Source organism: Kitasatospora sp. NPDC053308, assembly GCF_055585785.1.
The window spans coordinates 1-24193 of record NZ_JBVJJY010000030.1 but is presented as its reverse complement, the minus strand read 5'-3'; the positions used below and the strand labels follow the sequence as shown (position 1 = coordinate 24193).

Here is a 24193-nt window from a genome sequence, read left to right as displayed (position 1 = left end):
TTCATCCGATCATGCCGGGTGGGCGGGGTCGATGTCCGCCACTTGCCGGTAGGAGAGCACGGGGGCGTCCGGCGACGGGGCGTGGACGTGGACGGGGTCCAGCAGGAAACCGGTGTGGTCGCCCCAGTCGGCCCGGTCGAGCACCCGGCCGACGAACCAGGCCGGTGCGCGGTCCAGGACCGGCACATCCAGCGGTCCGCGGTGCCAGCGGACGCGGGCGAATTTGTCGGCGGAGTCGCCGGTCAGACCGCCGAACACCTCGGCGAGCTCGTGGTCCCGGGGCAGCAGGTGCACGCCGAGCGCGTGCGCCGCGCAGGCGGCCGCATGGGTGTGGTTCACCTTCGAGACCCACACCGTGAAGCGCGCCGGGTCGATCGAGCACTGCCCGGCGAACCCGACCAGACACCCGGCCGGCGACGGCCCGTCCGCCGTGACCACGTACACCGGGTAATCCAGCAGGGCCGCAAAGTCGTCGAATTCGCTCAAGACTCCCACCTCCACCGAAGGACGGACCCGGCCGCGTCCCGGCTCAGCCTACGGGCCGGGCCGCCCGCGCACGGCGAGGCCCGCCCGCCCGGTCGCGCCGTCGGGCCCCGCCCGCACGTCGTGGCCGGCCGGGCCTCGCCGGCCCGCGTGCCCGTCCGCACGTCGTGGCCGTGGTGGTCAAGCCAGGACCGCGGGCAGGTGGGCGATGGGGCCGCGGGCCACGTCGCGGGGCAGCCGTCCGGCGGCGGCACCGGAGGGTGAGATGAAGGGGGCGCACGCCCAGCGTCACACGATCGTGGCGGGCTGCCCGGGGGTGCGGACGGGGTCGGACGCGGGAGCGGACGCGGGGGCGGATGGAGGGAGCCGCCGGGCGTGCGGACGGCAGGACCCACCGCGCACCCCGTGCCGGTACGAGGCCCGCGCGGTGTTCCGGGGGGCCGCGAGCGTGACATGCTCAGGGGTATGACGCACCTCGAAGGGTCGGCGGAACTGGAGCTGGTGGGCGGCCTCGCCGCTGCCGAGGACCTGGCGGCCGCGGCGGTCCGGGACGCCATCGCGGCGCTGCCCGGCTCGGTCGTGCTCCTGCGGCCGGAGTTCGGCCCCCACGGGGAGGTGGTGGACTTCCGGATCACGGCGGTCTCGCCGGAGGCGGTGGACATCGGCGGCCGGCGGGCGCCGGAGCTGCTCGGGCGCAGCGTCCTGGAGACCTATCGGGGCGTGGTCGGCAGTGAGCTGTGGCGGGGCTACGTGGAGGCGTTGGCGACCGGCACCCGGTGGGAGAGTGAGCTGGAGTACGAGGAGATCGCCGTCGGCATCCCCCGCCTGTCCTGCTTCCGGGTGCGTGCGGTGCCGGGCCGGGCCGGGCTGGTGGTCTCCTGGGAGCGGCTGGACGCCGTCCAACGCGACCGGCGCCGCGTCGCGGTGATGCGGCGCTTGGGCCGGATGGGCTGGGTGGACCGGGACCTGGTCCAGGGCCGGATCATTTGGTCCGACGAGGTGTACGCGATCTTCGGCCGCGACCGCTCCCTGGGCTCCATGCCGCTGGAAGAGCTGGCCGCCCACGTGGTGCCGGAGGACCGCCCGGCGGTCCAGGATGCCGTCCGGAAGCTCCTGGAGACGGGCGAGCCGCTCGACGAGGTCCTCCACATCGCCTTGCCCGGGGCCGACCCCCGGTACGTACGGATCGTGGCCGAGACCGAGGCGGACGTGCACGGCGTACCGGTGGCGGTCCACGGAGTGTTCCAGGACCTCACCGCCGTCAAGCACACCGAACGGCAGCTGCTGGAACACCAGGAGTCCGTTCTCGCCCAACGCAGTCTGCTGGCCGCCGAGCGTGAACTCGCCGCCCGGCTCCAGGACACCCTGCTGCCCATCCCGCAGCAGCTCCTCACCCTGGCCGGACTGACCGTCGACGTCGCCTACCAGCCCCTCCAGGAAGGACTCAACCTCGGCGGCGACTGGTACAGCGCCATCGAGCTGCCCGACGGCAACGCCCTCTTCGTCGTCGGCGACGTCGCCGGCCACGGACTCGACGCGGTCGCCACCATGGCCCTGCTGCGCTTCACCGCCAAGGGCATGGCCGTCACCGGCACGCCCCTGCCCGTCATCCTCAGCCGTCTCAACACCCTGCTCCTGCACACCGGCGAGCGCAGCGGCGCCACCGCGACCATGATCATGGCCGTCTACCAGCCCGCATCGTCGCAGCTGACGTGGGTGCGGGCCGGGCACTTGCCGCCCCTGCTCGTCCGGGACGGCCGGGCCCGGTTCCTGGACGCCCCGAACGGTGTCCTGCTGGGCGCGGTCACCGAACCCGCCTACGAGCCGTCCGCCGTGCACCTGCTCCCCGGCGACCACCTGCTCCTCTTCACCGACGGCCTGGTCGAGAAGCCGGGAGAGCCGTTGGACGAGGGCCTCGACCGCCTGGCCCGCACCGCCCAGGCCCACCTCGACTCGCCACGCACCCTGGACGGGCTCGTGCAGGCACTGATCGGCCCGCACGACCGCCGGGACGACATCTGCGTCCTGCACGTCGTCCGCTGAATCGGAGGACTCGGAACCGGTCGACCGGACGGCGCCACGCCACGTTCGCCACCCCGCCTCGACCTGCCACGAGATCGACGACCGGACAGGCCTGGATGGCACTACGGGAGTGGAGGCCGCCGTACGGACGGAGTGATGCCGCCCGCCTCTCAGACGGTCCGATGACGCCGCTGCCCGACGCCGCGAGGCCCTGCTCGAAGGCGGCGGCCACGAGAGGAGGAGCTCAAGGGCCGACGCGGGGTACCGGGGTCGGCCCCGCTCGGCCCGTCCGTCGAGTCGCCGGCGCACAGCCGGCCGACGACTCGACGGGAATCGGTCAGAGGATCGGCTCGCAGCCGATCGCGTTGCCTCCGGCGGCGAGGAACCGCTTCCAGGTCTCGTCCGGGTCGGGGAAGAGCCCCTGGGTGGAGAGGTCTGACTCCATCCGGAAGTAGGTGGGCCTGCCGTGGCAGGTCACCACCACCTCGCTGTCCCGGACGGGCGAGCCTGCCCATCGAGAGCGGCCGAAGGCGGGTCGCGAGGTCTCCTTGTCGTTCACCGGGGTCCGGAGCCGGGCGTCTGTTCCGATCACGAAGGTGTAGCGCGGGCCGGGTTCCGTGTCCGGGGTGATGCGGCAGACCCATACCGGGTCGAACGCGGTGCTCACGTTCTCCTTGTAGGGCCCGCCCCGGGCGGCGCCGGTGGCGGTGAACCCGGGAAGACCGCAGACCGAGCCCGTGTTCAGCTCGTGGTCCAGCCCGGTGTCCGACAGCTTCTGCGGCGCGGGAAGCCGGGTGGTGCCGCATCCCTGGTCCGCTGCGAAGCCGTTCGCCGCTGACACGGCGAGTCCGGCGAGCTTCCCCGCGCCGGGCTGCGCGCCGCCCACCGAGCGGACCTCGACCCGCCGACCCCCGCCGCAGGCCTCGGGAAGGAGAGCCCACGCGCGGTCGCTGCGAGCCGCTCCGCTCGCGCCGCCGTTCGCCGAGGCCCCGAACAAGGAGTCTCCCGAGTCGGCCAGGTAGGAACCGAGGTCGTCCGCCTGCCGGAGCTGCAGCACGACGGACCGGTCGTTGCCGAAGATGCCGTCGCTCACCGTGGCCGTGCAGTGGTCGTTGCCGTTGCGCAGCCCGTCGCCGGACGTCTCGGCGCTGACTGCGCCTGACCCGAGGGCATCGTTCAGTGCTGCGGCACTCACCATGCCGCCGCAGACCGTGTCCGGACCGAAGGCGTTGCTCAGGTTGTTCGCGAGGAACGCACCGGCTCCGGCTGCGAGACCCACCACCGCCACAGCGGCGACCGCCGCCCGTACGCGCAGCGGCCAGGTCGTGAACCCGCGTCGGTCCGGTGCCGTCTCGGATCCGCCCACTCCTCCGCCGGAGGTCGTGTCCGTTCGCTCCGTCACGGGGTCAGCCCTTCCCGAAGGCGGCGTTGTGGGCCTGGGTGATCGATGTGTAGTAGTGGACGTTGGCCGAGTCGGTCAATTGGCCGAGCAGGACATCGCGGTGGGGCACACCGAACTGATCGGCCTTTTCCCTGAGCATGACCTGCATCTGCGACTGCCCGGTGGTGTAGAGGCTGCTGATGTCGCCCTGGGCCTTGGCGTCGATCGCAGAATTGACCTTGTTCGCCCAGTCGGAGGTGGCGACATCGACGTAGCGCTGGGCGATGTCCCCCACGGGCAGCCAGCTCGTACCCGGCAGCATGTTCGCGATCGTGCCGACGTAGTGGTAGTCCATCTTGGCTTTCCAGTTGACCTTGAACTGCTCGTCGGACTTGTGGTCCATGATGGTGTCCGCCTGAACGGCGTCGAGCGCGCCGAAGGCCTTGCTGGCCTGGTTGACGAAGCTTTCGAACCTCGGGTCCGGGCGTCCGTTGACGTCCTTGAACGCCTCGGGGCCGTACTCCGCCATGCGTCGAGCCACTTCCCTGGTCTCGGACAGGTGGATCAAGGAATAGGACTCCGGGTCTTCGGCGGTGCCGCGGATCACCCGGAGGAGCTGTTCGCGGGTGGCGTTCAGTCCGCCGGGCTCGGAAGGGCCCGGGAGGTCCTTGCTGAGGATGTCATGGGTGTCCGCCACGTACTCGCTGATGAGACCCGCCATCGGACGGCGGAGCGCAGGAGCAAGGTTGTTCTCGTTTCCCGCCTTGTCGTCGCCGAGGGTCGAGAGCGCGGAGTCCATGATCCGCGCCATCGTCGCATCGTGTGGTCGGACGGGGGGCTGCGAGCCGTTGGGGTCACGGCCTGTAGCGGCGGCCTCCAGCACCTGGCTGAATACTCCGTGGGAGCTGTTGCGCAGCTCGTCCGCGGAGAGCTTGCCCTCAAGGTCCTGGTTGGGCCACAGGCGGTCCTTGAGCAGGTAGGTGAGGTTCTTGTTCTGGTTCGGGTCGAGGAACTCCTGTGCTGCCGTCGGGTCGCTCTTCATCTGCTTCATCAGGGGAGACAGGGGATCCCCTTCCTTGAGGGACCAGTTCGGGCCCCACAGGTCCTCGCCCTTGTTCTTGCTGCCGCGTTCGTAGTCGACCAGGTCGTTGCCCACCTTGAGCAGGAACGACTTGTCGTACCTCCCGCCGGCACCCATCAGGGTCGTCAGCGCGGGGTAGTTGTCGTTCCACCCTGCGGCGTTGCCGCCGGGGCGGCGAGCGGCCGCGAGCAGGCCGTCCTCCCATTCCTTGCCCATGCCGCCGTCGCGGGTGGCACTGGCGAGCACCACCGAGAGCTTTCCGTAGACGTCCCGGTAGCCGTTGGTGTTGTGATTGCCGTGAGCCAGGTCGCCGTAGACCTTGGTGTACTCCAGCAATGCGTCCGGCCCGGTCTTGCCTCCGTAGTTGAGGCCGTTGAGCAGGGTGGTGGAGAAGTCCTTGTTCTCCGCGTTGGCGGCCATGAGGGCCTGCAACTGCCTGAGCTGGTCGTCCGAGAGGCTACCGGCCTTGGACATCAGGTCCGTGGCCCGTTTGGCGTCGGCGACCGGGCCACTGCCGCCCGGCGTGGGGTTGAAGGCGGTGGTGCTGGTGCCGATGTCGCCCTGGAGGTCGACGGTGGCACGTTGGTCCGCGGCGGTGGCCTTCTCGACGGCCATGGCCAGTCGGGCCGCGATGGCCTCGGCCTTGGCGTTCAACTCCTTGGCGAGCTTCTCGCTGTCAGGATCGTTCTTCGTCCCCTTCGGCAGGCTCCAGCTGACCGTGCCGTCCGCGGAAACCGTCAGGTTGTCGACCTGGGCGTCGTGAAGCGCCGCGTCGAGGTCGCGGCGGGCGGCGGTGAAGTCTTCGACGGCGGTCTTCATGATCGCGGCGAGCGCGGTGGCGACGGCCGAGGCCTGCTTGAAGTCGCCGTCGATGCCCTGCAGCGTCTTGGTCGCCGCATCGGCGGCGTCGCCCTTCCAACCGGCCCGTTGGGCGGTGTTGGTGAGGTCTTTGGTGACCCGGCCGTCCAGGGCGGTCAGGGCCTTGGCGACCCCGGCCCAGGCCTCGGCGGCGTCGGATACGCCGGAGAAGTCGGCCTCGTGTAGTTCCTTGAAGGACACCATCGGTCTGTTCCCCCGCTCTATCGTGCCGCGCGCAGATCAGCGGCGGTGCTGATCTCGTTGCCGTGGTAGTACTCCCGGGTCCGGTCCAGGCTGTTGGCGGCATTGTTGACCTTGTCGTGCAGGGCCTTGCACTGCTGCATCCATCGCTCGGTGCTGTCGGTGAGCGCGCCACCGAAGGAGAAACCGCGGATCTTGGTCGACGCGGTGCTCGCGTACTCGGTGAGGCTGTGCGCCCCGGGACCGGCCTTGCCGTTGGCGCTGTCGAGGTCCGTGGCGATCTGCCGGGCGATCCCGGCCGAGGCGTCGAGCTCGTACGGGGTGTCCAGCTGAGTCGTGACTTTGCCGGGCGGCATGAGCGGCAGCGAAGGTACGGTGCTGCCGGCCGACGGCACCGGATTGGCGTACGGCGCTCTCGCGCCGGTGATCGGCATCGGATCCGTCGCCGGAACGACCGGCCCCGTGGTGAAGTACGGGCTACCACCCATGCCTGTAAAACTCCTCCCCGACCCTGCAGAGAGACCGTCCCCTCCGCGGCATGACGACCGTACAGGCCGCTACCGTCAGTACACCCACGCACCCCCATGGTTCCGTTGCACGAGAGCGGAGAGCCTTTTCGACAGCGTGGTGATCGACCCGTGATACCTCCGGGTGACGTGCTCCGGGGAGCTGCCGAGTCGTAGCCGGGCCCGGCCGAAACAGGACGGGAAGGGTCGAAGACCGCCTGAACCAGGTCGCCCGGAACACTCCTTGCCGGGATCGGGTCCCGGCACGTCTCCCCCACGTCCGGCCGGACCGCCCGTCCGACCCATTCCCTCGTCGCCACGGGAAACGAATCAGGCGCCACTGGCACTCGCGCGTTGGACCCGGGCCCCGAGGTCTCCCTCAGTCCAGGGCGTAGACACGCTCGCCAGCGGGCATGGCACGGGCGTAGTGGAACGCCATCAGCCGTGAGAAGGTACCAAGCATGAGTGCAGTGAAATTCGTCCTCAACATTATCTGGCTGATTTTCTGCGGCATTTGGATGGCGCTTGCCTACGTGCTCGCCGGAATTATCTGCTGCGTTCTCATCATCACCATTCCTTTCGGCATCGCCTCCTTCAGGATCGCCGGCTTCATCCTGTGGCCCTTCGGGCGGACGGCGGTGGAGCGGCCGGACGCCGGGGCCGCGTCCTTCTTCGGCAACGTGATCTGGTTCATCTTCGCCGGGTGGTGGCTGGCGCTCGGACACCTGATCACCAGCATCCCGCTGTTCCTGTCGATCATCGGTATCCCCTTCGGCTGGGCCAACCTCAAGATGATCCCGATCTCGCTGATGCCGCTCGGCCGCGAGATCGTCCCCACCGACCAGGAGTGGGGCGCCCGGTAGCGGTCCCAGTCACCGCGGGCGACGGCGGGCGGCATGCGGTGACGGCTCCGGGATCGGTATGGGCGAGTCCTCGGGCGCTCAGGCCCGGGGGAGAGCGCGGGCGAGGTCCTCGGCCTCGCGCAACTGCTCGACGCCCAGCCGCCGGAGGTCCCGCAGCAGCAGGGCGGCGTCGGTGACGGCCTCGCCCGGCGCCGGGGCGGCCGGGGAGTCGGCCGGCAGCGGGAGGCCGAGGAGCGCGGCGAGGTCCGCTGCGGGGAGGGCCAGGACGGTGGCGAGGTCGGCGACCAGTTCCGGGGTCAACTCGGCCTCGCCGGAGGCGATCCGGCCGTAGACGGTGGCCATCCGGGAACGGCCGGTCAGCAGCTGGACGACCTTCGCGGTGCCGATCCAGCCGAGGTTGCGGGTGGCGACCATCCGCATCAGCAGGTTCCCCGGCGTGTGCCGGTCCGGGAGGGTGGCGGGCAGACCCTCGATCCGCCCGCGGTGCCGGGCGGAGGGCAGGTCGGCGACGCCGGCGCGGAGTTCGGCCCGGGACGCGGGCGGCAGCGCGAGGACGAGCCGCAGCAGACCGGTGATCGAGGTGGTGGCCATGCCGCCGGCGGGGGCGAGGTCCTCCGGCAGCGGGAGGCGTGCCAGCTCGAAGAGGTCGGCGGCGTCCAGGCCGAGTGCGGGCGGGAGCCGGCGCAGCAGCGCCGGTTCGGGCGCGACGCCGGCGAGGACCGCAGCCACCTCGGCCTCGGCGGCGTCCGCCCGCCCGGCCAGGTCGGCGGGCGCCAGGCCCCGGTGGTCCAGCAGACGGGCCAGCAGGACGGGGAAGCCGGGGAGCTCGATCACGGCCGCCAGCCTAGCGGGTGCGGCCGGTCGCCCGAGGTCAGCCGCCGTGTACGGGGGTGGGGGCTCAGCGGCGGGCCGCCGCCCGGCGGACTCCGTACGCGGCGGCGCCGAGGGCGAGGACGGCGGCGCCCTGGAGGACGGACGAGGCCGGGAGGGCGAAGGCCAGGACGAGGCAGCCGATCGCGCCGATGACCGGTACGGGCCTCGGCGGGCGGCCCTCGGCGGGCGTCAGGGTCCAGGCGGAGGCGTTCGCCACGGCGTAGTAGGCGAGCACGCCGAAGGAGGAGAAGCCGATCGCGCCGCGCACGTCGCCGACGGCCGCGACGACCGCGACCACCGCGCCGACCGCCAGCTCGGCGCGGTGCGGGACGCCGAAACGGGGGTGGACCGCCGCGAGCCGGTGCGGGAGGTGGTGGTCGCGCGCCATGGCGAGGGTGGTGCGGGAGACTCCGAGGATCAGCGCGAGCAGCGAGCCGAGGGCGGCGACGGCCGCGCCGGCGCGCACCACCGGTGCCAGCGCGGGCACCCCGGCGGCCCGGACGGCCTCGGCCAGCGGCGCTCCGGTGTGGGCGAGGCGTTCGGGCCCGAGGACGGCCAGCACGGCGAGCGCCACGGCGGCGTAGACGACCAGGGTGATGCCGAGCGCGAGCGGGATCGCCCGGGGGATGGTCCGCCGCGGATCGCGGACCTCCTCCCCGAGGGTGGCGATACGGGCGTACCCGGCGAAGGCGAAGAACAGCAGGCCGGCCGCCTGCAGCACACCGTGCCAACCGGCGTCCGTACCGGCCGTCCAGTGGCCGGGCTCCGCGTCGCCGCTGGTCAGGCAGGTGACGACGACGGCGGCGAGCACCGCCAGCACGACCGCGACGATCGCCCTGGTCAGCCAGGCGGCCTTCTGCACGCCGGCGTAGTCGACGGCGGTCAGCGCCACCACCGAGGCGACGGCGACGGCGTGCGTGTGGGCCGGCCAGAGGTAGGAGCCGACGGTGAGCGCCATCGCCGCGCAGGAGGCGGTCTTGCCGACGACGAAGCCCCACCCGGCGAGGTAGCCCCAGAACTCGCCGAGCCGCTCCCGACCGTAGACGTAGGTGCCACCGGACTGCGGGTAGCGGGCGGCGAGCCGGGCGGAGGAGGTCGCGTTGCAGTACGCCACCAGGCCGGCCAGCGCCAACCCGGTCAGCAGCCCGGACCCGGCGGCCGCCGCCGCGGGCGCCAGCGCGGCGAACACTCCGGCCCCGACCATCGACCCCAGCCCGATCACCACGGCGTCGAACACCCCCAGGTGCCGCCGCAGCTCCCCCGGCGCCGACCCCGACCCCACCCCCGACGCGGACCCACTCATTGACCTGCACCTCTCCCTGCCGGGCCTGGACGACGGCGCACCCTACCGGAGGAAGGCGAACGCCGGGGGGCGGCGGAGCTGAGGGACGCCCCGGGCGGCGGGCAGGGAGCAACCACGCGGGCCCCGGCGGGCGGAAAGGGCCACGTCTGCCGGGGCGCCGGCGCCCGCACCGGAGGAGGCGCGCCGGGGGACGGCGAAGTGAGGGACGCCCCGGGCGGCGGACGGAGAGCAGCCACGCGGCGCCCGGCGGGACGACCGGGCGGGCGCGCACGGCCAGGGCCGCCCGGGGCCTGGCGCCCGTACCGGAGGGAGGCGAACGCCGGCGGACCTCGGCGGAGCGGAAGGACAGGCGCCGTCGGGGTCGTCGGGGGCGGCGGACGGAGGGGCCGTCGGGGGGCGGCGGAGCCGAGGGGCGGCCGGGAGGCGGAGCCCGGAGGCCGGTCAGGCCGTGAGGCGGGCTTCGAGGGTCTGGAGGTCCTTCGCCAGGGAGGTGCGGACCTGGCGGGACATCAGCGGCGCGGCGAGCCGCTGGAGGCCGGAGGAGCCGCCGCGGACGCGGATGCGGGCGAAGGTGCCGGTCTGGGTGGGCTCGAAGGTGTAGGTGACGTGCATGTCCATCGGCCCGGCGACGGAGACCATGTCGAGCACCCTCGGCGGGTGGTACCCCGCGACCCTCAGCACGTAGTCGAAGGTGCGGCCGAGGAAGTGGGCGGTCCGGGTGACTTCGGCGCCCGGGCCGAAGCCGCCGTGGTCGGACTCCCGGGTGAGGGTGGCGCGGCGGACTCCCTGGGTCCACTCGTGGTCGTGGCGCCAGTCCATGGCGTAGTCGGCGACCGTGGCGGGCGGGAGGGGGATCAGGCGTTCCACTGTGACGTCGAGGGGCATGATCACACTCTCCCGCCGGGCGTGCCGGTCCGCTTGCGGGGCTCGCCCGGGCGGCGGCTCGGGTGCCCCGGGCGGCGGCTCGGGTGCCCCGGGCGGCGGCTCGGGTGCCCCGGGCGGCGGCTCGGGTGCCCCGGTCAGCGGGTGCAGGGACCAGCGGTGCCCCCGGGCCGGTCGGCTGCGCCGGCGGGGGCCTGGGCGGCGCAGCCGACCGCCGGTCCGGCCTGGTCGGCGAGGGCGGGCGCGGCCGGGTGGGCGAGGGCCAGGGCGAGCAGGACGACGAGGGCGGCGTCCGCCGCCGTCGACCGCGGGGTGGGGCGGGCAGTCATGCGGGGACTGTGCGCCGGCGACGCGTGCGGCATTCCCGTCCGGGCGTCCTTCCACCCGCCCGGACGAGCGCACACCGCGGGCGCACACCGCGGGCGCACACCGCCCGCGCGCACCGCCGCAGCGCGCCGCCCGCCCGTCTGGCGCCCGCGCTCACCCGCCCGGCCGCCCGCCCGGCTGCCCGACTGCCCGTGCGTCCGCCTGGCCTCCGCGCCCGCCCGGTGTCCGCGCCGGCCGCAACCGCCGCGCGGGCCGCGTCAGAGCCCCAGGATCTCCCGCGCGGCCTCCCGCATCTCGACCTTGCGGATCTTCCCCGTGACCGTCATCGGGAACTCCTCGACCACGTGCACGTAGCGCGGGATCTTGACGTGGGCGAGCCGGCCGGTGCAGTACTCCCGGACGGCCTCGGCGGTGAGCGGCCGGGCGCCCTCCCGCATCCGGATCCAGGCCATCAGCTCCTCGCCGTACTTCGGGTCGGGCACGCCGATGACCTGGACGTCGAGGACGTCCGGGTGGGTGTGCAGGAACTCCTCGATCTCGCGCGGGTAGAGGTTCTCGCCGCCGCGGATCACCATGTCCTTGATCCGCCCGGTGATGGCGAGGTAGCCGTCCTCGTCCATCACCGCGAGGTCGCCGGTGTGCATCCAGCGGGCGGCGTCGACGGCCTCGGCGGTGCGCTCGGGCTCGTTCCAGTAGCCGAGCATGACGGAGTAGCCGCGGGTGCACAGCTCGCCCGGTTCGCCGCGCGGGACGGTCCGGCCGGTGGCGGGGTCGACGATCTTGACCTCCAGGTGCGGGCCGACCCGGCCGACGGTGGAGACCCGGCGCTCGACCGGGTCGTCGACCCGGGTCTGGGTGGAGACCGGGGAGGTCTCGGTCATGCCGTAGCAGATGGAGACCTCGGCCATGCCCATCCGTTCGATGACCTCCTTCATCACCTCGCTCGGGCAGGGCGAGCCGGCCATGATGCCGGTGCGCAGGCTGCCGAGGTCGTGGCGTTCGAAGTCGGGGTCGGCGAGTTCGGCGATGAACATGGTCGGCACGCCGTACAGCGAGGTGCAGCGCTCGGCGGCGACGGCGGCGAGCGTGGCGGCGGGTTCGAAGGACGGGGCCGGGATGACCATGCAGGCGCCGTGCGAGGTGGCCGCCAGGTTGCCCATCACCATGCCGAAGCAGTGGTAGAAGGGCACCGGGATGCAGATCCGGTCCTGTTCGGTGTAGTCGAGCAGCTCGCCGACGAAGTACCCGTTGTTGAGGATGTTGTGGTGCGACAGGGTCGCGCCCTTGGGGAAGCCGGTGGTGCCGGAGGTGTACTGGATGTTGATCGGGTCGTCGGGGGCCAACTCGGCCTGGCGCCGGGCGAATTCCGCGAGCAGTTCCGGGTCGGCCCGGCGACCGGCGGCGAGCACGTCGTCCCAGGCGGGGCCGCCGGTGAGCAGGACGCGCTCCAACTCGGGGCAGCGCGGCCGGACTTCCTCGATCATCGCGGCGTAGTCGGAGGTCTTGAACCGCTCGGCGGCGACCAGCAGCCGGATGCCGGCCTGGTTCAGCACGTACTCCAGCTCGTGGGCGCGGTAGGCCGGGTTGACGGTGACCAGGATCGCGCCGAGCTTGGCGGTGGCGTACTGGGTGAGCGTCCACTCGGGGCAGTTGGGCGCCCAGATGCCGACCCGGTCGCCCTTGGCGAGGCCGAGCTCCAGCAGGCCGAGGGCCAGGGCGTCGACGTCGGCGGCGAGTTCGGCGTACGTCCAGCGACGGGCGGTGGGGCGGTCGACCAGGGCGTCGCGGTCGGGGAAGGCGCGCACGGCGCGGTCGAGGTTCTCCCCGATGGTGTCGCCGAGCAGCGGGACGTCCGAGGTGCCGGAGGCGTAGCTGCGCGGGGTCGGCGTGGTCGGCACGTGGTGACTCCTGGGTGCGGCGGTGCGGGTCGGGGGACCATGGTCCCGGTCCCGGGGCCGCGCCGCCACCCCCGAACGGGGGTACCCGTCCCCGCGGGCCGGCCGGGCACGGAGACGGCCCTGGCACGCGCACGGCCCCACGCGGCACGGGACGGCACCGGCACCGCCCGCGCACGGCACCGGGGCCGCCCGTCGGGTTCGACGGACGGCCCCGAGGCGGGCGTCAGGCGTTGATGCAGGTGTTGCCGAAGGCCGGGTTCAGGATCGAGATGATGCCGATCGAGTTGCCGCAGACATTGGCCTCGATGTTGATCGGGATCTGGATCTGGTTGCCGGACAGCACACCGGGCGAGCCGAAGGCGACACCGTTGGCGGTGGCGTCGCCCGCGGCCGCCGTGCCGGCACCGGCCAGGACGGCCACGGCGGCGAGCGCGGTGGCGGCGAGGGTGGTGCGAATACGCATTTGCGTCACTCCTTGTGAGGGTGGCGAACATCCGTGTGACGATCACACTCGCACCGATCGAACTCGACGGCAGGCCGGGAGCGTCCGAATTGGTCACTCAGAGGGCGTGTCGCCCTCCCGCCCCGCCGCACCGGGCCCGGCCGCCCCGACGACGCTCAGTGATTCCAGCAGCTCACGCGCCCGATCCAGATCGGGTTCGGCCGCCAGCGCGCCGCGCAGCAGGGCCACCGCGCCGGCCGCGTCCCCCTCCTCCAGGGCGTCCAGCGCCCGGTTGTAGTCGATCCGACCGGCGTAACGCAGCCGGTACAGCACCGACAGGTCCTCCCGGCAGGACGGGCAGCACAGGCTCCGCGCGTCCGCCGCGATCCTGCACAGCGGGCAGAGCACCTCGATCTCGGGCAGGGTGCTCATCGCGGCCCCGCCTCCTCCGGGCGCACCGGGCCGAGCGACTCGGCGGTCGGCTCGCTGCCCAGCTCCCGCTGCGCCTGCGCGTACAGGGCCAGCAGGTTCGACATGTGCCGGTTGACGTCCTCCATGTTGGGCGCCTCCACGGCGGCGTCCAGTCCGCGCAGCTCGGCCATGATCAGCTGGGCCAGGGCGGGCGAGACCATGTTCTGGGTCACGTAGACGTTGCACATGGTGAGCATCCGCATGGTGTGGCCGAGCGAGTCGCACAGCTCGTCCGCCCGCTGGGCCGCGCGCATCGCGCCCTCCCAGTCCGCCGCCTCCCGGCGCAGGCGCAGCTCGGCGGAGACCGACCGGAGCCGGTCCAGGTCGCTCGGGTCGAGGTGCTTCTCGCAGTAGTGGATGAACAGGCTCAGGTACGCCTCGGAGCCGCGCACCCAACGCTGGGCCTTGAGCTGGCGCTGGGCCCGCTCCAGCGCCTCGTCCACCGACTGGCCGCGGGTCTGGCCGGCCGCCAGGTCGTCCAGGGTGTCCATCAGCCGCTGGGCCTCGCGCATCTCGGCCTCGGTCAGCTCCCCGCCCCAGCGATCGGTGAAGGTCTCGATCTGCCGCTGCTGCTCCTCGACCTGCACCTTCAGCTCGGGGTCGAGGGTGACCCGCTCCAGCTTGACGGTCTTCTCCGCGCCGCCCTGGATCCGGACGGACAGGGTGATGGTGCGGTCGCGGTCGAGGCCGAAGGCGACCTCCACCGGCGTGCGGCCGCCGAGGCCCTCGGGCAGGCGCAGGGTGAGGTGGCCGATCAGCTCGTTCTGCTGGGCGATCTCGTGCTCGCCCTCGTAGACCGCGACCTCCAGCCGCTGGCGGCCGCTGCCGGAGACCACGAACTCCCGGCTGACGGGCGAACTGGTCGGGTAGCTGGTGTTCTTGGGGATGATGACCGCCAGGCGCCCGTCGTTGAGCTCGATGCCGAGGTTCTTCGGGGTGATGTCGAAGGGGTTGGTGACCTGCATCAACTCGCCGCAGCCGGTGCAGATCTCGCTGCCGGGCGGGCTGACCTGGCCGCAGGTGGCGCAGCGCAGGCCGACGTCCTCGGCCGCGGTGGAGGCCACCTTGGTGTGGCCGGGGGCGGCCGAGTTGAGCGCCTCGCCGCACAGTTCGCAGGCGGTCACGCCGGGGGCGGCCGGGGTGCCGCAGCGCGGGCAGTTGTCACCGCGGACCACGGTGGTGGCCTGCTGCTGCCGCGGAACGGTCGCACCGCCGCCCGAACCGGCCATGTCCTGGCCGCACTTGGGGCAGTCGGCGGCCTCGGCGTCGACCGGGATGTGGCAGGTCGGGCAGGAGACCCGGGCGCCGCCGAGCAGGCTGGTCGCGCAGTTGGCGCAGTTGGAGGCGGAGAGGTCGCCGGGGGCCCGGCACTCGGGGCACTCCACCTCGCCGACCAGCGCGGACTGCACCGCCGCGCCGAGCGCCACGCACTGCATCGGGTTGACGCCGCGCCGGATCCGCCGGGGGCCGAAGACCTCGCCGAGCCGGCGGCCGACCAGCGGGATGGCGGTCGAACCGCCGACCAGCACCACCTCGTCGATGTCCCCGACGGTCAGGTTGGCCTGCATGATGGCCTTGTGGGTCAGCTCGATGGTCCGCTCGATCTGCGCCTCGATCAGCTCCTCGAAGCGGGCACGCTCGAACTCGGTCTCCAGCACCAGCTGCCCGGCGCCGAGACCGGGCAGGATGACCTCGGACGACTCCTGGTTGGAGAGCTCGATCTTGATGGTCTCGGCGGTGGAGGAGATCTTCGGGCGGTCGCGCAGGTCGGGCTGGTAGTCCGAGCCGTACTCCTCGCGGATGTCCTCCAGCAGCGCGGTGGTGATCGAGCGGTCGAAGTCGTCGCCGCCGAGCAGGTTGTCGCCCTCGATGCCGAGCACCGAGACCGAGCCGGGCACCAGCAGCAGGATGGAGATGTCGAAGGTGCCGCCGCCGAGGTCGTAGACCAGCACGGTCTTGCCCTCGTCGCCCGCCTCGGAGGTGATCCCGTACGCGAGCGCGGCGGCGGTCGGCTCGTTGATGATCCGCAGCACGTGCAGGCCGGCCATCCGGCCCGCCTCCTGGGTGGCCGCGACCTGCCGCTCGCCGAAGTAGGCGGGGACGGTGATGACGGCCCGGTGGAAGGGCTCGCCGATGCGCTGCTCGGCGTCCTCCTTGAGCCGGTGCAGGATGATCGCGGAGATCTCGATCGGGGTGTACGAGCGGCCGTTGAACCAGACGTTGACATCGCCGTCGGTGCCCGCGGTGACCTTGTAGTCGACCTCCTTCAGGGCGGCCTGGACCTGCGGGTCCTTGAACTTGCGGCCCATGAAGCGCTTGACCGAGCGGATCACGTTGGCGCCGTCGATGGCGATCCGGCCGCGCGCGGTGGAGCCCACCAGCAGCTCGCCCTTGCGGCCGCTGCCGACCACGGAGGGCGTGGCCTCCTGGTTCTGCCGGTTGAAGATGATCTCCGGCTCGCCCCGGCGCAGGTGGGCGACCACCGAGTTGGTGGTGCCCAGGTCGATGCCGAGTGTGCGGTACATGTCGTTCCCCTCTTGCCCCTCGTGGTCCTGGCTACTTCTTGCGCTTGGCGCGCTTGCCCGCGGCCGTGGCCCTGCGGCGGGCCCGGGGCGGAACCGCCTTGGGCTGGGCGCGGAGGGCCGACGCGGCTGCGGGGCCGGCGCCTTCGGCGGCGGGACCAGTGGCTTCGGCGGTGGTCCCGGTGACGGGTCCGGCGGCCGAGGCCTCGGACTCCTCGGGCTTGTCCGGGCCCTGCGCGAGCTCGTCCGGCCCCTCCGCGGGCCCGTCCGGTTGCGCCGCGGGCTCCGGGCCCTGGAGCGCGTACTCGACCTCGGCCGCCGTCTGGGCCGGCTCGCCCCCCGGCCGCTGCTCCGACGCCGCCTCCGGTACCAGCTCCGACGCCGCCTCCGGCTCCGGCACCAGCTCGGCCTCCGACTCCGGCTGCGGCTCCGGCTCCGGTGCGGCGACCACCACCTGGGCCCGCCGCAGCACCTCGTCCTCCCAGAGGAAACCGGTGACCACCGTCCGCACGACGGTCTCCGCCGCCACGCCCGGACGGGCCTCGACGCCGACGATCTCGGCGAGGTCGGGGTCGGCGATCATGCCCTCCAGGCGCATCGGACGGACCTTGGCCTTCGCGAGCCGGCCGAGCAGCCGGCGCCGGGTCGCCTCGATGCCCTCGCCGCGCCCGAGGGCCACCAGCTCGCGGTCCAGGCCGAGGGCGGCGAGCGCGTCGTCCACGTCGACCAGGATGCCCAGCAGTTCGCGCTGTTCGGCCCGGGCGGCCTGCCGCTGCTCCGTCAGCTTGTTCCCCAGCAGGGAGGCCCGGAAGAGCAGTTGGACGAACTTCCGCTCCAGGTCGACGTCCTCGACGCCCGGCGGGATCTCCAGCCGCCGGTGGCCGTCGAGCGGGGTCGCGGTCGGTGCCTCGGTCATTCGGGAACCTCGATCTGCGGCAGGACGGACAGGTCGGCCGCGTAGCGGGCGGGGACGGGCGGTTCGGGGTCGGTGCCGGCCGGGGGCGGCTCGGCGAAGTCGGCGGCCAGTTCGGCGCGGTGCAGCGCCAGCAGGGCGGGGACGAAGGGCAGCGGCGGGCGTTCGATCACCAGCAGCGGTTCGGCGAGGGCGGGGGCGAGCAGCCCGGCGGCCTGGTCGACCGGCTCCGGCGGGAGCGGCTGCTGGAGGTCGGCCTCCAGTCGGCGGTCCGGGTTGCGCAGCAGCGCGGCGGCCTCCTGGATCCGCTGGCGGGGGAAGCGGCCCGCCTTCATCGCCGGTCCGACGGCGAGGTTGATCTCGCGCACGCCGGCCGTGAGCGGAATGCCCAGGACCTCGTACGGCGACGGTTCAGGCAGTGGCATGGCGGGCGGTCTCTCTCCTCACGGCGGGCTGACGGTGGCGGGCTGACGGTGGCGGGCTGACGGTGGAAGCCGAGGAACGGGCGGAGGGGCGGAGGGGCGGGCGGACCGTGCCGCGCACGGAGGAGGACGACGGCCGACTGCCGTGCGGTTGCCGCCCGTCGGGGTCAGTAGAGCGAGTTGATCCGCCGCTGCATCGCGCGCAGCTCGGAGTCCTCCGGACTGTATTCGACGGCCTTCCGGGCGAGCTCCCGGGCCTCCCGGAGCTGGCGGGCGTTGGCCCGCTGGACGGCGTACGAGCCGTAGACGATGCCGAGTTCGCGGCGCAGTTTGTCGACGTCCTCCGGGGTGCGGGACAGCCCGAGGGCCTCCTCCAGCAGCCGGATCGCGTCCACGTAGCGGCGGGCCTCGTAGTGGCCGATGGCCTCGCCGCGCCAGACGCTCACCATCAGACGGCGGATGTCGGTCGAGTCGTCGTAGGACGTGGCCTTCTGCAGCATGGCGGCCTGGACGGTGAACGGCTTGTCCGCCAGGTTGTCCACCACGTGGTTGGCGAGCATCACCGCGACCCGGCGCGGGGCCTCGCGCTCGGCGTCGCCGTCCCACTCCGGGTCGGCGTCCAGCGCCTCGGCCATCCGCCGCACCGCGCGGACGCGGTCGTCGGCGAAGGCGGCGGAGCGGGCGAGGTGGCGCAGGACGAAGGCGAGGCCGAGCCGGTGGTCCGGGTCGGGGTTGAGCTCGATCAGCGCCCGCCAGGCGTCGGCGGCCTCCTCCAACTCCGCGTCGGTGGCTTCGGGGCGGCTGAGCTGGCCCGCCCGGTTGCCGAGGGCGGCCTCCAGGAAGTGCCGGGCTGTCGGGTCGCCGGGGACGAGGTCCAGGCTCTTGCCCAGCAGTTCGAGGGCGCGGGGGTAGTCCTTGTCCTCGTTGTTGATCTTGCGGGCCCACTGGGCGTAGGTGGCGCCCAGGTCTGCGCGCACCTCGGGGTCGTCCGGGGCGAGGGCGTAGGCCTTCTCCAGCAGCTCGGCCGCCCCCGGCTGGTCGTCCACGGTGCTCTTGAGCAGTGCGCGGGCGGCCCGGACGCCGGACTCGGCGGCGATCCTGGCGGCGTCGGCGGGCAGGACGGTGCCGGGGACGGCCCGGGCGCGGGTGAGGCAGTCCAGGGCCTCGCGCCAGTCCTGGTTGCGGTGGTGCTCGCGGGCCTGGCTGAGCAGGGCGGTGCCGAGCAGCACCTGCCAGGCCTCGCCGCGCTCCCCCTCGGGCACCGCGTCGAGCGCGGCGACGGCGGCGGCCTGACGGCCCTGCAGCTGCAGGTAGTGCTGGGCACCGAGCGGGCCGAACAGGCTGAGCGCCCGGGTGACCGGCGGGGCGTCCGGGCCGGCGGCGGCGCGCCGCCAGGCGCCGACGGCCTGGTGGAAGGCCTCGGCCCAGCCGGCGAGCCCGGGCTCGGCGCGGAGCAGCCGGTCGAGCGTGGGGCCGACCGTGAGGCGGCGGGCGGGGCGGCCGGGCAGGGATATCCGGATGTCCTCCTGGGCGAAGGCGTCGGCGCTGTGGGCCTCCATGCCCAGGCGCAGCGTCCAGGCGGAGACCTCGTCGCCGCTGCGGCCGGCGGCCCGGTCGAGGGCGCGCAGGTCGTCCCGGAGGCGGTCGATGAGCCCGGTCCGGGCGGCGGCGAGCCGCTGCGGGTCCGGGCTGCGGCCGGTGATCCGGGCCGACTCGGCCCACAGGTCGGGCTGGTGCAGGGCGGCGACCAGGCAACCGAGCGTCCAGGCCCACACGTCGTCAAGGTCCGGCCCGGAAGCGGCCGCCCCGGACGCGGCGACCCCGGACGCAGCGGCTCCGGGTGCAGCCGCCCCGGACGCAGCGGCTCCGGGTGCAGCCGCCCCGGACGCAGCGGCTCCGGAAGCGGCCGCCCCGGACGCGGTCGCCAGCCGGTAGCCGGCCAGGCCGAGGGCGTGCAGCAGCCGGGGGTGCGCCGGGTCCTTGAGCAGCAGCTCGCGGTAGCCGTCCCAGGCCTCGCGGTGGCGGCCCTCGGTGGCGTGCTGGTGCGCCTCGTGCTCGGCGAGCAGCACGAGGGTGTCGGCGGCCCGCGCGTGGCCGGGGGCGAGGAGCAGGGCCTGGCGCAGGTCGGCGGCGGCCCGGCCGGGTCGGCCCTCGGCGAGGGCGGCGCCGGCCCGCCGGATCAGGACGGCGGCGCGGACGGCGGTGGCGTCCGCCGGGAGCTCGGCCAGCGCCTCGTCGTGGCGGCCGAGTTCGGCGCGCAGCAGCGCGAGGTCGAGCCGGACGGGTGCGGCGGCGGCGCTGTCCCCGAGGGCGGCGGCCCAGCTCGCCAGGACGGGTTCGGCCTGCTCGGGCGTGCCGGCCCGGCGGGCGCAGTCCAGCACGGCGCGCAGCGCGGGGCCGGCGCAGCGGACGCACCGCGGCGAGGCGGCGCCGCCGGGGGCGTACAGGTGGTCGGCGCAGGCCTCGCGGCCGCAGCCGCCGCAGGCGGCCGTGGCGGGCCGCTCGCAGGCCGCGCAGTCGCCGGCGGCGCGCGCGGCCGGGGACGCGTCGGCGGACGGCGCCGCGGCGGGTGCCGGGCCCGCGGCCAGGAAGTGGCGGTACCAGTCCAGCGCGGCGGCCCAGTTGCCGGCCCGTTCGGCGAGCAGGGCGCGCAGCCGGGCGGTCGACGGGTCGCCGGCCGGGTCGGGCGGGCCGAGCAGGGCGATCGTCTGGGCCGGTCGGCCCGCGAGCAGGGCGACGGCGGCCAGGTGGTAGCGGTCGCGCAGGCCGCTGCCGGCGTCCAGCAGCGTGCCGACCGGCTCGGGGGTGCCCTCGGCCAGGGCGAGGGCGGCGCGCAGCCGGGCCTGACGGTGGCTGAGGGCGCCTGGCAGCGTGTCGGCGAGGGCGAGGGCGGCGGTGGCGCGCTCCCGCGCCTCGGGGCGGTCGCGGCCGGTGACCAGCAGGTGGGCGGCCTCGCGCAGGGCGGCTTCCCGCAGCGCGGCGCGGTAGCCGGGGGCGTCGGGGTGTTCGGCGGCGGCCCGCTGCCAGAGCGCGCGGGCGGCGGCCGGGTCGGCGGCCAGCCGGGTGCGGGCGAGCCGGTCGCGGGCCAGCGCCCGGCGCTCGTTCAGCTCCTCGTCCTCCAGCTGGTCCCAGCGGTCGAGGGCACCGGCCGGGTCGCCGGTGCGGGCGAGGGCGAGGCCGTGGTGGAAGGCGGCGATGCCGGTCCAGCGGCTGCCCGGTTCGGTGTCGGACTCGGCGCGCAGCAGTGGCTCGGCCTCGGCGGTCCGGCCGGCGGCGAGCAGGGCGGCGCCGAGCCGGACCTTGGCGGGGCGCCAGTTCGGGGCCTGGTCGAGGCCGGCCCGGTAGTCGGCGGCGGCCTCGGCGTGCCGCTCGGCCCGTTCGTGCACCAGGGCGAGGCCGAACCGGGCGGGGGCGTAGGAGGGTTGGACGGTCAGGGCGGCGGTGAACTGCTCCCGGGCCTGGTCATCGGCGCCGAGCAGCAGGGCGAGCCGGCCGAGGGCGTAGCGGGGGCGGGGGTCGGTCGGGCTCTCCGCGGTGGCGGCCGCGAGGTCGCGCCAGGCGCCGTCGGTGTTGCCGGACCGCTGTTTGGCCAGCCCCATGAAGAGGAGGCAGTCGGTCCGCAGCGCGGGGCCGCGTCCCCAGGGGGAGGGCTCGCCGGGACCGAGGCGCAGCGCCTCCTCGAAGGCGGCGACGGCGGGCCCGTCCTGGTGCCGGCTGTAGTGCTGGGCGCCCCGGCGGAAGTGGAGTTCGCCGCTGCCGCCGGGCACGGAGTCGGCGACCAGCGTCTCGGCCTCGGCGGCCCGGCCGGTCTCCTGCAGCAGGGCGGCGCGGGCGAGCACCGGCCAGTCGCGGCCGGGCAGGGCGGCGAGCGCGCAGACGGTGGCGTCCTCGCGCTGCTCGGCGGTGCCCTCGCGGCAGCGGCGCTGCAGCCAGTCCAGCGCGCGGGCGGCGGCCTCGGCCTCCTCGCCGGGTTCGGCACCGGCGGCGGTGGCGCGGAGGAAGGCGAGCAGCGGTCCGAGGTCGCCGTCCGGGGTCTGCATCCGCTCCTCGGCGAGGCGGCGCAGGCTCCACCGGGGCAGTTGGGCGGCCGGGTCGGCGAGCAACGGGAAGGCTTCGCGGTGCAGGGCGAGGGTGGCCTGCTGGTCGCCGGTGGGGATGGTGGCCTCGGCCTGGCCGAGCAGGGCGAGGCCGCGCTGCGGGCCCAGGTCGGCGGGCCCGGCGGCGAGTCGTTTCGCCAGTCGGGCGTAGCGGCGGCGGGCCTGGGCGGCCTTGCCCGCGGTGAGCCGTTCGGCGGCCGCGGCCAGCGCCTTCGCCACCGCCTGGGCGTCCAGGGTCCGTCGGCGGCGCGCCAGTACGACGGCGGCCGCACCGGCCAGTGCCACCACGATCAGCAGCACCGCTAGCAGCGCCATGCACCGTCCCCCTGTGTCAGGATGTCGCCTGCTCCATGATCAACCCGGGTCGGATGGTCATGAGTTGACGTCGTGTCGTGATGTTGCTCGGGCGCCATCAGAATAGGCCCTCGGTCGGACAGACGAACAGGAAAGAGCACTATCCTGGTCAGCGCACATGCAGCGCGCCAGCAGCGGTCATCAGCGTCGGGGGTTTCGTGTCCGAGTCGCGTTGGGTGCCCGGGCTCCGGTTCGGGCCGGAGTTCGACCCCGAGCAGTACGAACTCCTGGAGTTCCACCACCGGGGCGGCGAGGCCGAGGTCTGGCGGGCGGTCCGGACCGGCCACAACGGGCGCAAGGAACTGGTCGCCGCGAAGATCATGCTGGAGCGCGACCCGTCCGAGGTGCGGCGCTGGCTCGGCCGCTGGGACGACGTCTCGCACAACGCGCACCGGCTGGGCGTCACCGACCTCGTGGTGCCCAGCTTCCTGCTCGGACCCTCCCCGCACCGGCCCGGCGCGGTGCCCTCCGGCGGGCTGCTCGGCTACCAGATCTCACCGTGGGTCGAGGGCGTGCCGCTGCACACCTGGGCCCGTACCCAGCGCGGCGGTCCGGCGGCGGTGGCCGAGGTGCTGGCCCGGCTCTGCCGGATCGTCGACGAGCTGCACCGCAAGCGCTGGGTGCACCGCGACATCTCCCCCGCCAACGTCCTGGTGGACGGCCAGGGCCAGGTCAAGCTGATCGACCTGACCTTCCTCGCCCCGCTCGACCACACCCTGACCGTCGCGGTGTTCACGCCCGGGCACGTCCCGCCGGAGGCCGAGCAGGTCGGCGGCTTCCCCACCACCGCCAAGGACCTGTTCGCGGTCGGCACCCTCGCCCGCACCCTGCTGCTGCCCGACCACGGCCGGCTCGACCACCGGCTCGCCGCCGAACAGGCCCGCGCCGAGCTGCTCGCGGCCGGGTACGGCGAGGAGGTGGCGCGCTGGGCGTGCGAGCCGCTGGCCCGCGACCCGGAACGCCGCCCCGCCCCGCTCGGCCCGTGGGTCGCCCGGGGCCGCGAACTGCTGCGCGCCCACCGGCCGGTGGCCCGCACCGCGGGTCTGGCCGTGCTGCCCGACCGCTCCGGGCGCCCGCTGGTCGTCACCGGCGGCGCCGACGGCACCGCGCTGGCCGGCCCGGGCCGCACCGGACACCACCTGCCGTCCGGCCAGGGCCCGGGCGCCGTGCGGGAGTTGGCTGCCGGATGGGCCGGACGCCAGGGCGAGCTGGTGGTCTGCGCCGAGGACCGCGGCAACACCCTCTGGGTCGGGACGGCGGCCGGCTGGTGGGAGGCCGCCCGCGGGGTCAACGGGCTGGCGGGGGCGGTCGGCCCGGGCGGGGAGATGACGGTCTGGACGGCCGTCGGCGGCGCGCTGCGCTCCTACCGCTGGGCGCCCGGTCTCACCCTGACCGGCCACGAACTGGCCGGCTGCCCCGCCGACCGGGTACTCGCGGCCGTCGAGGAACGCCCCGGCTGCTGGCTGCTCCTGGTCGAGCACGGCGGACGGGTGCTGAGCTGGCGGCCCGGCACCGCCCGGCCGCCCGCCCCGCTCGGCCCGGCCGGCCCCGCGCGCGCCGGGGCACTGGCCCGCACCTCCGCCGGACCGCAGGCCGCCACCCTGCGCCCGGACGGCTCCGTCCAGCTGCACACCCTCGGCGCCGACGGGCCCGGCACCGAGATCGGCGACGGCGAACCCTCCCTCGACCTCGCCATGGCCGGCCACCGCGGCGGACCGACCATCGCCCTGGCCGGCGCGGGCGGCGTACGGCTGCGACTGCCCGCCGGCGGCACCTCCCGCCGCCCGCGCTGGTGGCGGCCCACGCTGCGCCCGGCCACCCGGGTCGCGCTCACGATGGGCGACGACTGGCGGCTCTGCCTGGCCGCGGTGGTGGAGGGCGAGCTGCAGGTCTGGCAGGAGGACGCGGCGTACCGCTGGCAGGCGGTGGAGCTGCCGGAGGACTGACCGGGGCGGGTTGCTCGGCCCGGGACGCGGGAACGCCGAGGCCCCGGGACCCCGATCGGGGTTCCGGGGCCTCGGCCCGGCGGAGGAGGGTAGTCGGGCCCCAGGCGTCTCCGCGTCCCTGCGGCCGTGCGTCCCTGAGTCCCTGCGGCCCTGCGTCCGTGCGCCTCCGCGTTTCCGTGCCTCCGCCCTGCCTCCGCGCCTCAGCGGAAGCGGCGCAGCCGGAGGCTGTTGCCGACCACGAAGACCGACGAGAAGGCCATGGCGGCTCCGGCGATCATCGGGTTGAGCATCCCGGCGGCGGCCAGCGGGATCGCGGCGACGTTGTAGCCGAAGGCCCAGAAGAGGTTG

At 74.3% G+C, this 24193-nt stretch carries 18 protein-coding genes; 3 read left to right on the top strand and 15 right to left on the bottom strand.

Annotation, left to right across the window (positions count from 1 at the left end):
- Positions 1-9: 9 nt before the first annotated feature.
- The gene (locus tag ACZ6Y7_RS35650; protein ID WP_465762109.1) at positions 10-495 is read right to left on the bottom strand and encodes a flavin reductase family protein; all 486 of its coding nucleotides are present in this window, start codon (positions 493-495) and stop codon (positions 10-12) included.
- A gap of 453 nt (positions 496-948) precedes the next feature.
- Between ACZ6Y7_RS35650 and ACZ6Y7_RS35645 the strand changes: the two genes are divergently transcribed.
- Positions 949-2526 (top strand): PP2C family protein-serine/threonine phosphatase, encoded by a 1578-nt coding sequence (locus ACZ6Y7_RS35645; RefSeq protein ID WP_465762108.1) that lies wholly within the window; start codon positions 949-951, stop codon positions 2524-2526.
- 316 nt (positions 2527-2842) lie between these two features.
- On the opposite strand, the gene ACZ6Y7_RS35640 is transcribed toward ACZ6Y7_RS35645, so the two are convergent.
- The 3 genes from ACZ6Y7_RS35640 to ACZ6Y7_RS35630 form a co-directional block, all read right to left on the bottom strand.
- On the bottom strand, positions 2843-3787 hold the full coding sequence (locus ACZ6Y7_RS35640; RefSeq protein ID WP_465762107.1) for a hypothetical protein: 945 nt from the start codon (positions 3785-3787) through the stop codon (positions 2843-2845).
- A 124-nt stretch (positions 3788-3911) separates the two neighbouring features.
- The gene (locus ACZ6Y7_RS35635; RefSeq protein WP_465762106.1) at positions 3912-6029 is read right to left on the bottom strand and encodes a hypothetical protein; all 2118 of its coding nucleotides are present in this window, start codon (positions 6027-6029) and stop codon (positions 3912-3914) included.
- 17 nt (positions 6030-6046) lie between these two features.
- Complete coding sequence (locus tag ACZ6Y7_RS35630) at positions 6047-6514, bottom strand: hypothetical protein (RefSeq protein ID WP_465762105.1); 468 nt, start codon at positions 6512-6514, stop codon at positions 6047-6049.
- 479 nt (positions 6515-6993) lie between these two features.
- Between ACZ6Y7_RS35630 and ACZ6Y7_RS35625 the strand changes: the two genes are divergently transcribed.
- Positions 6994-7395 (top strand): YccF domain-containing protein, encoded by a 402-nt coding sequence (locus tag ACZ6Y7_RS35625; RefSeq protein WP_465762104.1) that lies wholly within the window; start codon positions 6994-6996, stop codon positions 7393-7395.
- A 78-nt stretch (positions 7396-7473) separates the two neighbouring features.
- Here the strand turns inward: ACZ6Y7_RS35625 and ACZ6Y7_RS35620 are convergent, their stop codons facing one another.
- From ACZ6Y7_RS35620 to ACZ6Y7_RS35570, 11 genes are all read right to left on the bottom strand, one after another.
- Positions 7474-8229, bottom strand: a complete 756-nt coding sequence (locus tag ACZ6Y7_RS35620) for a hypothetical protein (RefSeq protein ID WP_465762103.1) — start codon at positions 8227-8229, stop codon at positions 7474-7476.
- Between the two features lie 64 nt (positions 8230-8293).
- Positions 8294-9571, bottom strand: a complete 1278-nt coding sequence (locus ACZ6Y7_RS35615; protein WP_465762102.1) for an APC family permease — start codon at positions 9569-9571, stop codon at positions 8294-8296.
- A 441-nt stretch (positions 9572-10012) separates the two neighbouring features.
- Positions 10013-10456, bottom strand: coding sequence for an SRPBCC family protein (locus tag ACZ6Y7_RS35610; RefSeq protein WP_465762101.1), 444 nt, complete (start codon positions 10454-10456; stop codon positions 10013-10015).
- A 134-nt stretch (positions 10457-10590) separates the two neighbouring features.
- Entirely contained in the window at positions 10591-10782 is a 192-nt protein-coding gene (locus ACZ6Y7_RS35605; RefSeq protein ID WP_465762100.1) for a hypothetical protein, read from the bottom strand.
- 255 nt (positions 10783-11037) lie between these two features.
- Positions 11038-12678, bottom strand: a complete 1641-nt coding sequence (locus ACZ6Y7_RS35600; protein ID WP_465762099.1) for an AMP-binding protein — start codon at positions 12676-12678, stop codon at positions 11038-11040.
- Between the two features lie 223 nt (positions 12679-12901).
- Positions 12902-13141 (bottom strand): chaplin, encoded by a 240-nt coding sequence (locus ACZ6Y7_RS35595; RefSeq protein WP_465762098.1) that lies wholly within the window; start codon positions 13139-13141, stop codon positions 12902-12904.
- Positions 13142-13234: 93 nt separating this feature from the next.
- Positions 13235-13552 carry a hypothetical protein gene (locus tag ACZ6Y7_RS35590; RefSeq protein WP_465762097.1) on the bottom strand — a complete coding sequence of 106 codons (318 nt, stop codon included), beginning with the start codon at positions 13550-13552 and terminating at the stop codon, positions 13235-13237.
- On the bottom strand, positions 13549-16116 hold the full coding sequence (locus ACZ6Y7_RS35585) for an Hsp70 family protein (RefSeq protein WP_465762096.1): 2568 nt from the start codon (positions 16114-16116) through the stop codon (positions 13549-13551). Before ACZ6Y7_RS35585 ends, ACZ6Y7_RS35590 begins: the two co-directional genes overlap by 4 nt.
- A 31-nt stretch (positions 16117-16147) precedes the next feature.
- Positions 16148-17029 carry a nucleotide exchange factor GrpE gene (locus tag ACZ6Y7_RS35580; protein ID WP_465762095.1) on the bottom strand — a complete coding sequence of 294 codons (882 nt, stop codon included), beginning with the start codon at positions 17027-17029 and terminating at the stop codon, positions 16148-16150.
- Positions 17026-17451 (bottom strand): hypothetical protein, encoded by a 426-nt coding sequence (locus ACZ6Y7_RS35575; protein WP_465762094.1) that lies wholly within the window; start codon positions 17449-17451, stop codon positions 17026-17028. The genes ACZ6Y7_RS35580 and ACZ6Y7_RS35575 overlap by 4 nt, the downstream gene beginning before the upstream one ends.
- A gap of 164 nt (positions 17452-17615) precedes the next feature.
- On the bottom strand, positions 17616-21860 hold the full coding sequence (locus ACZ6Y7_RS35570; protein ID WP_465762093.1) for a CHAT domain-containing protein: 4245 nt from the start codon (positions 21858-21860) through the stop codon (positions 17616-17618).
- Positions 21861-22057: 197 nt separating this feature from the next.
- Here ACZ6Y7_RS35570 and ACZ6Y7_RS35565 point away from each other — a divergent pair, with 197 nt between their 5' ends.
- Positions 22058-23845, top strand: coding sequence for a serine/threonine protein kinase (locus tag ACZ6Y7_RS35565; protein WP_465762092.1), 1788 nt, complete (start codon positions 22058-22060; stop codon positions 23843-23845).
- Positions 23846-24193: the final 348 nt, after the last annotated feature.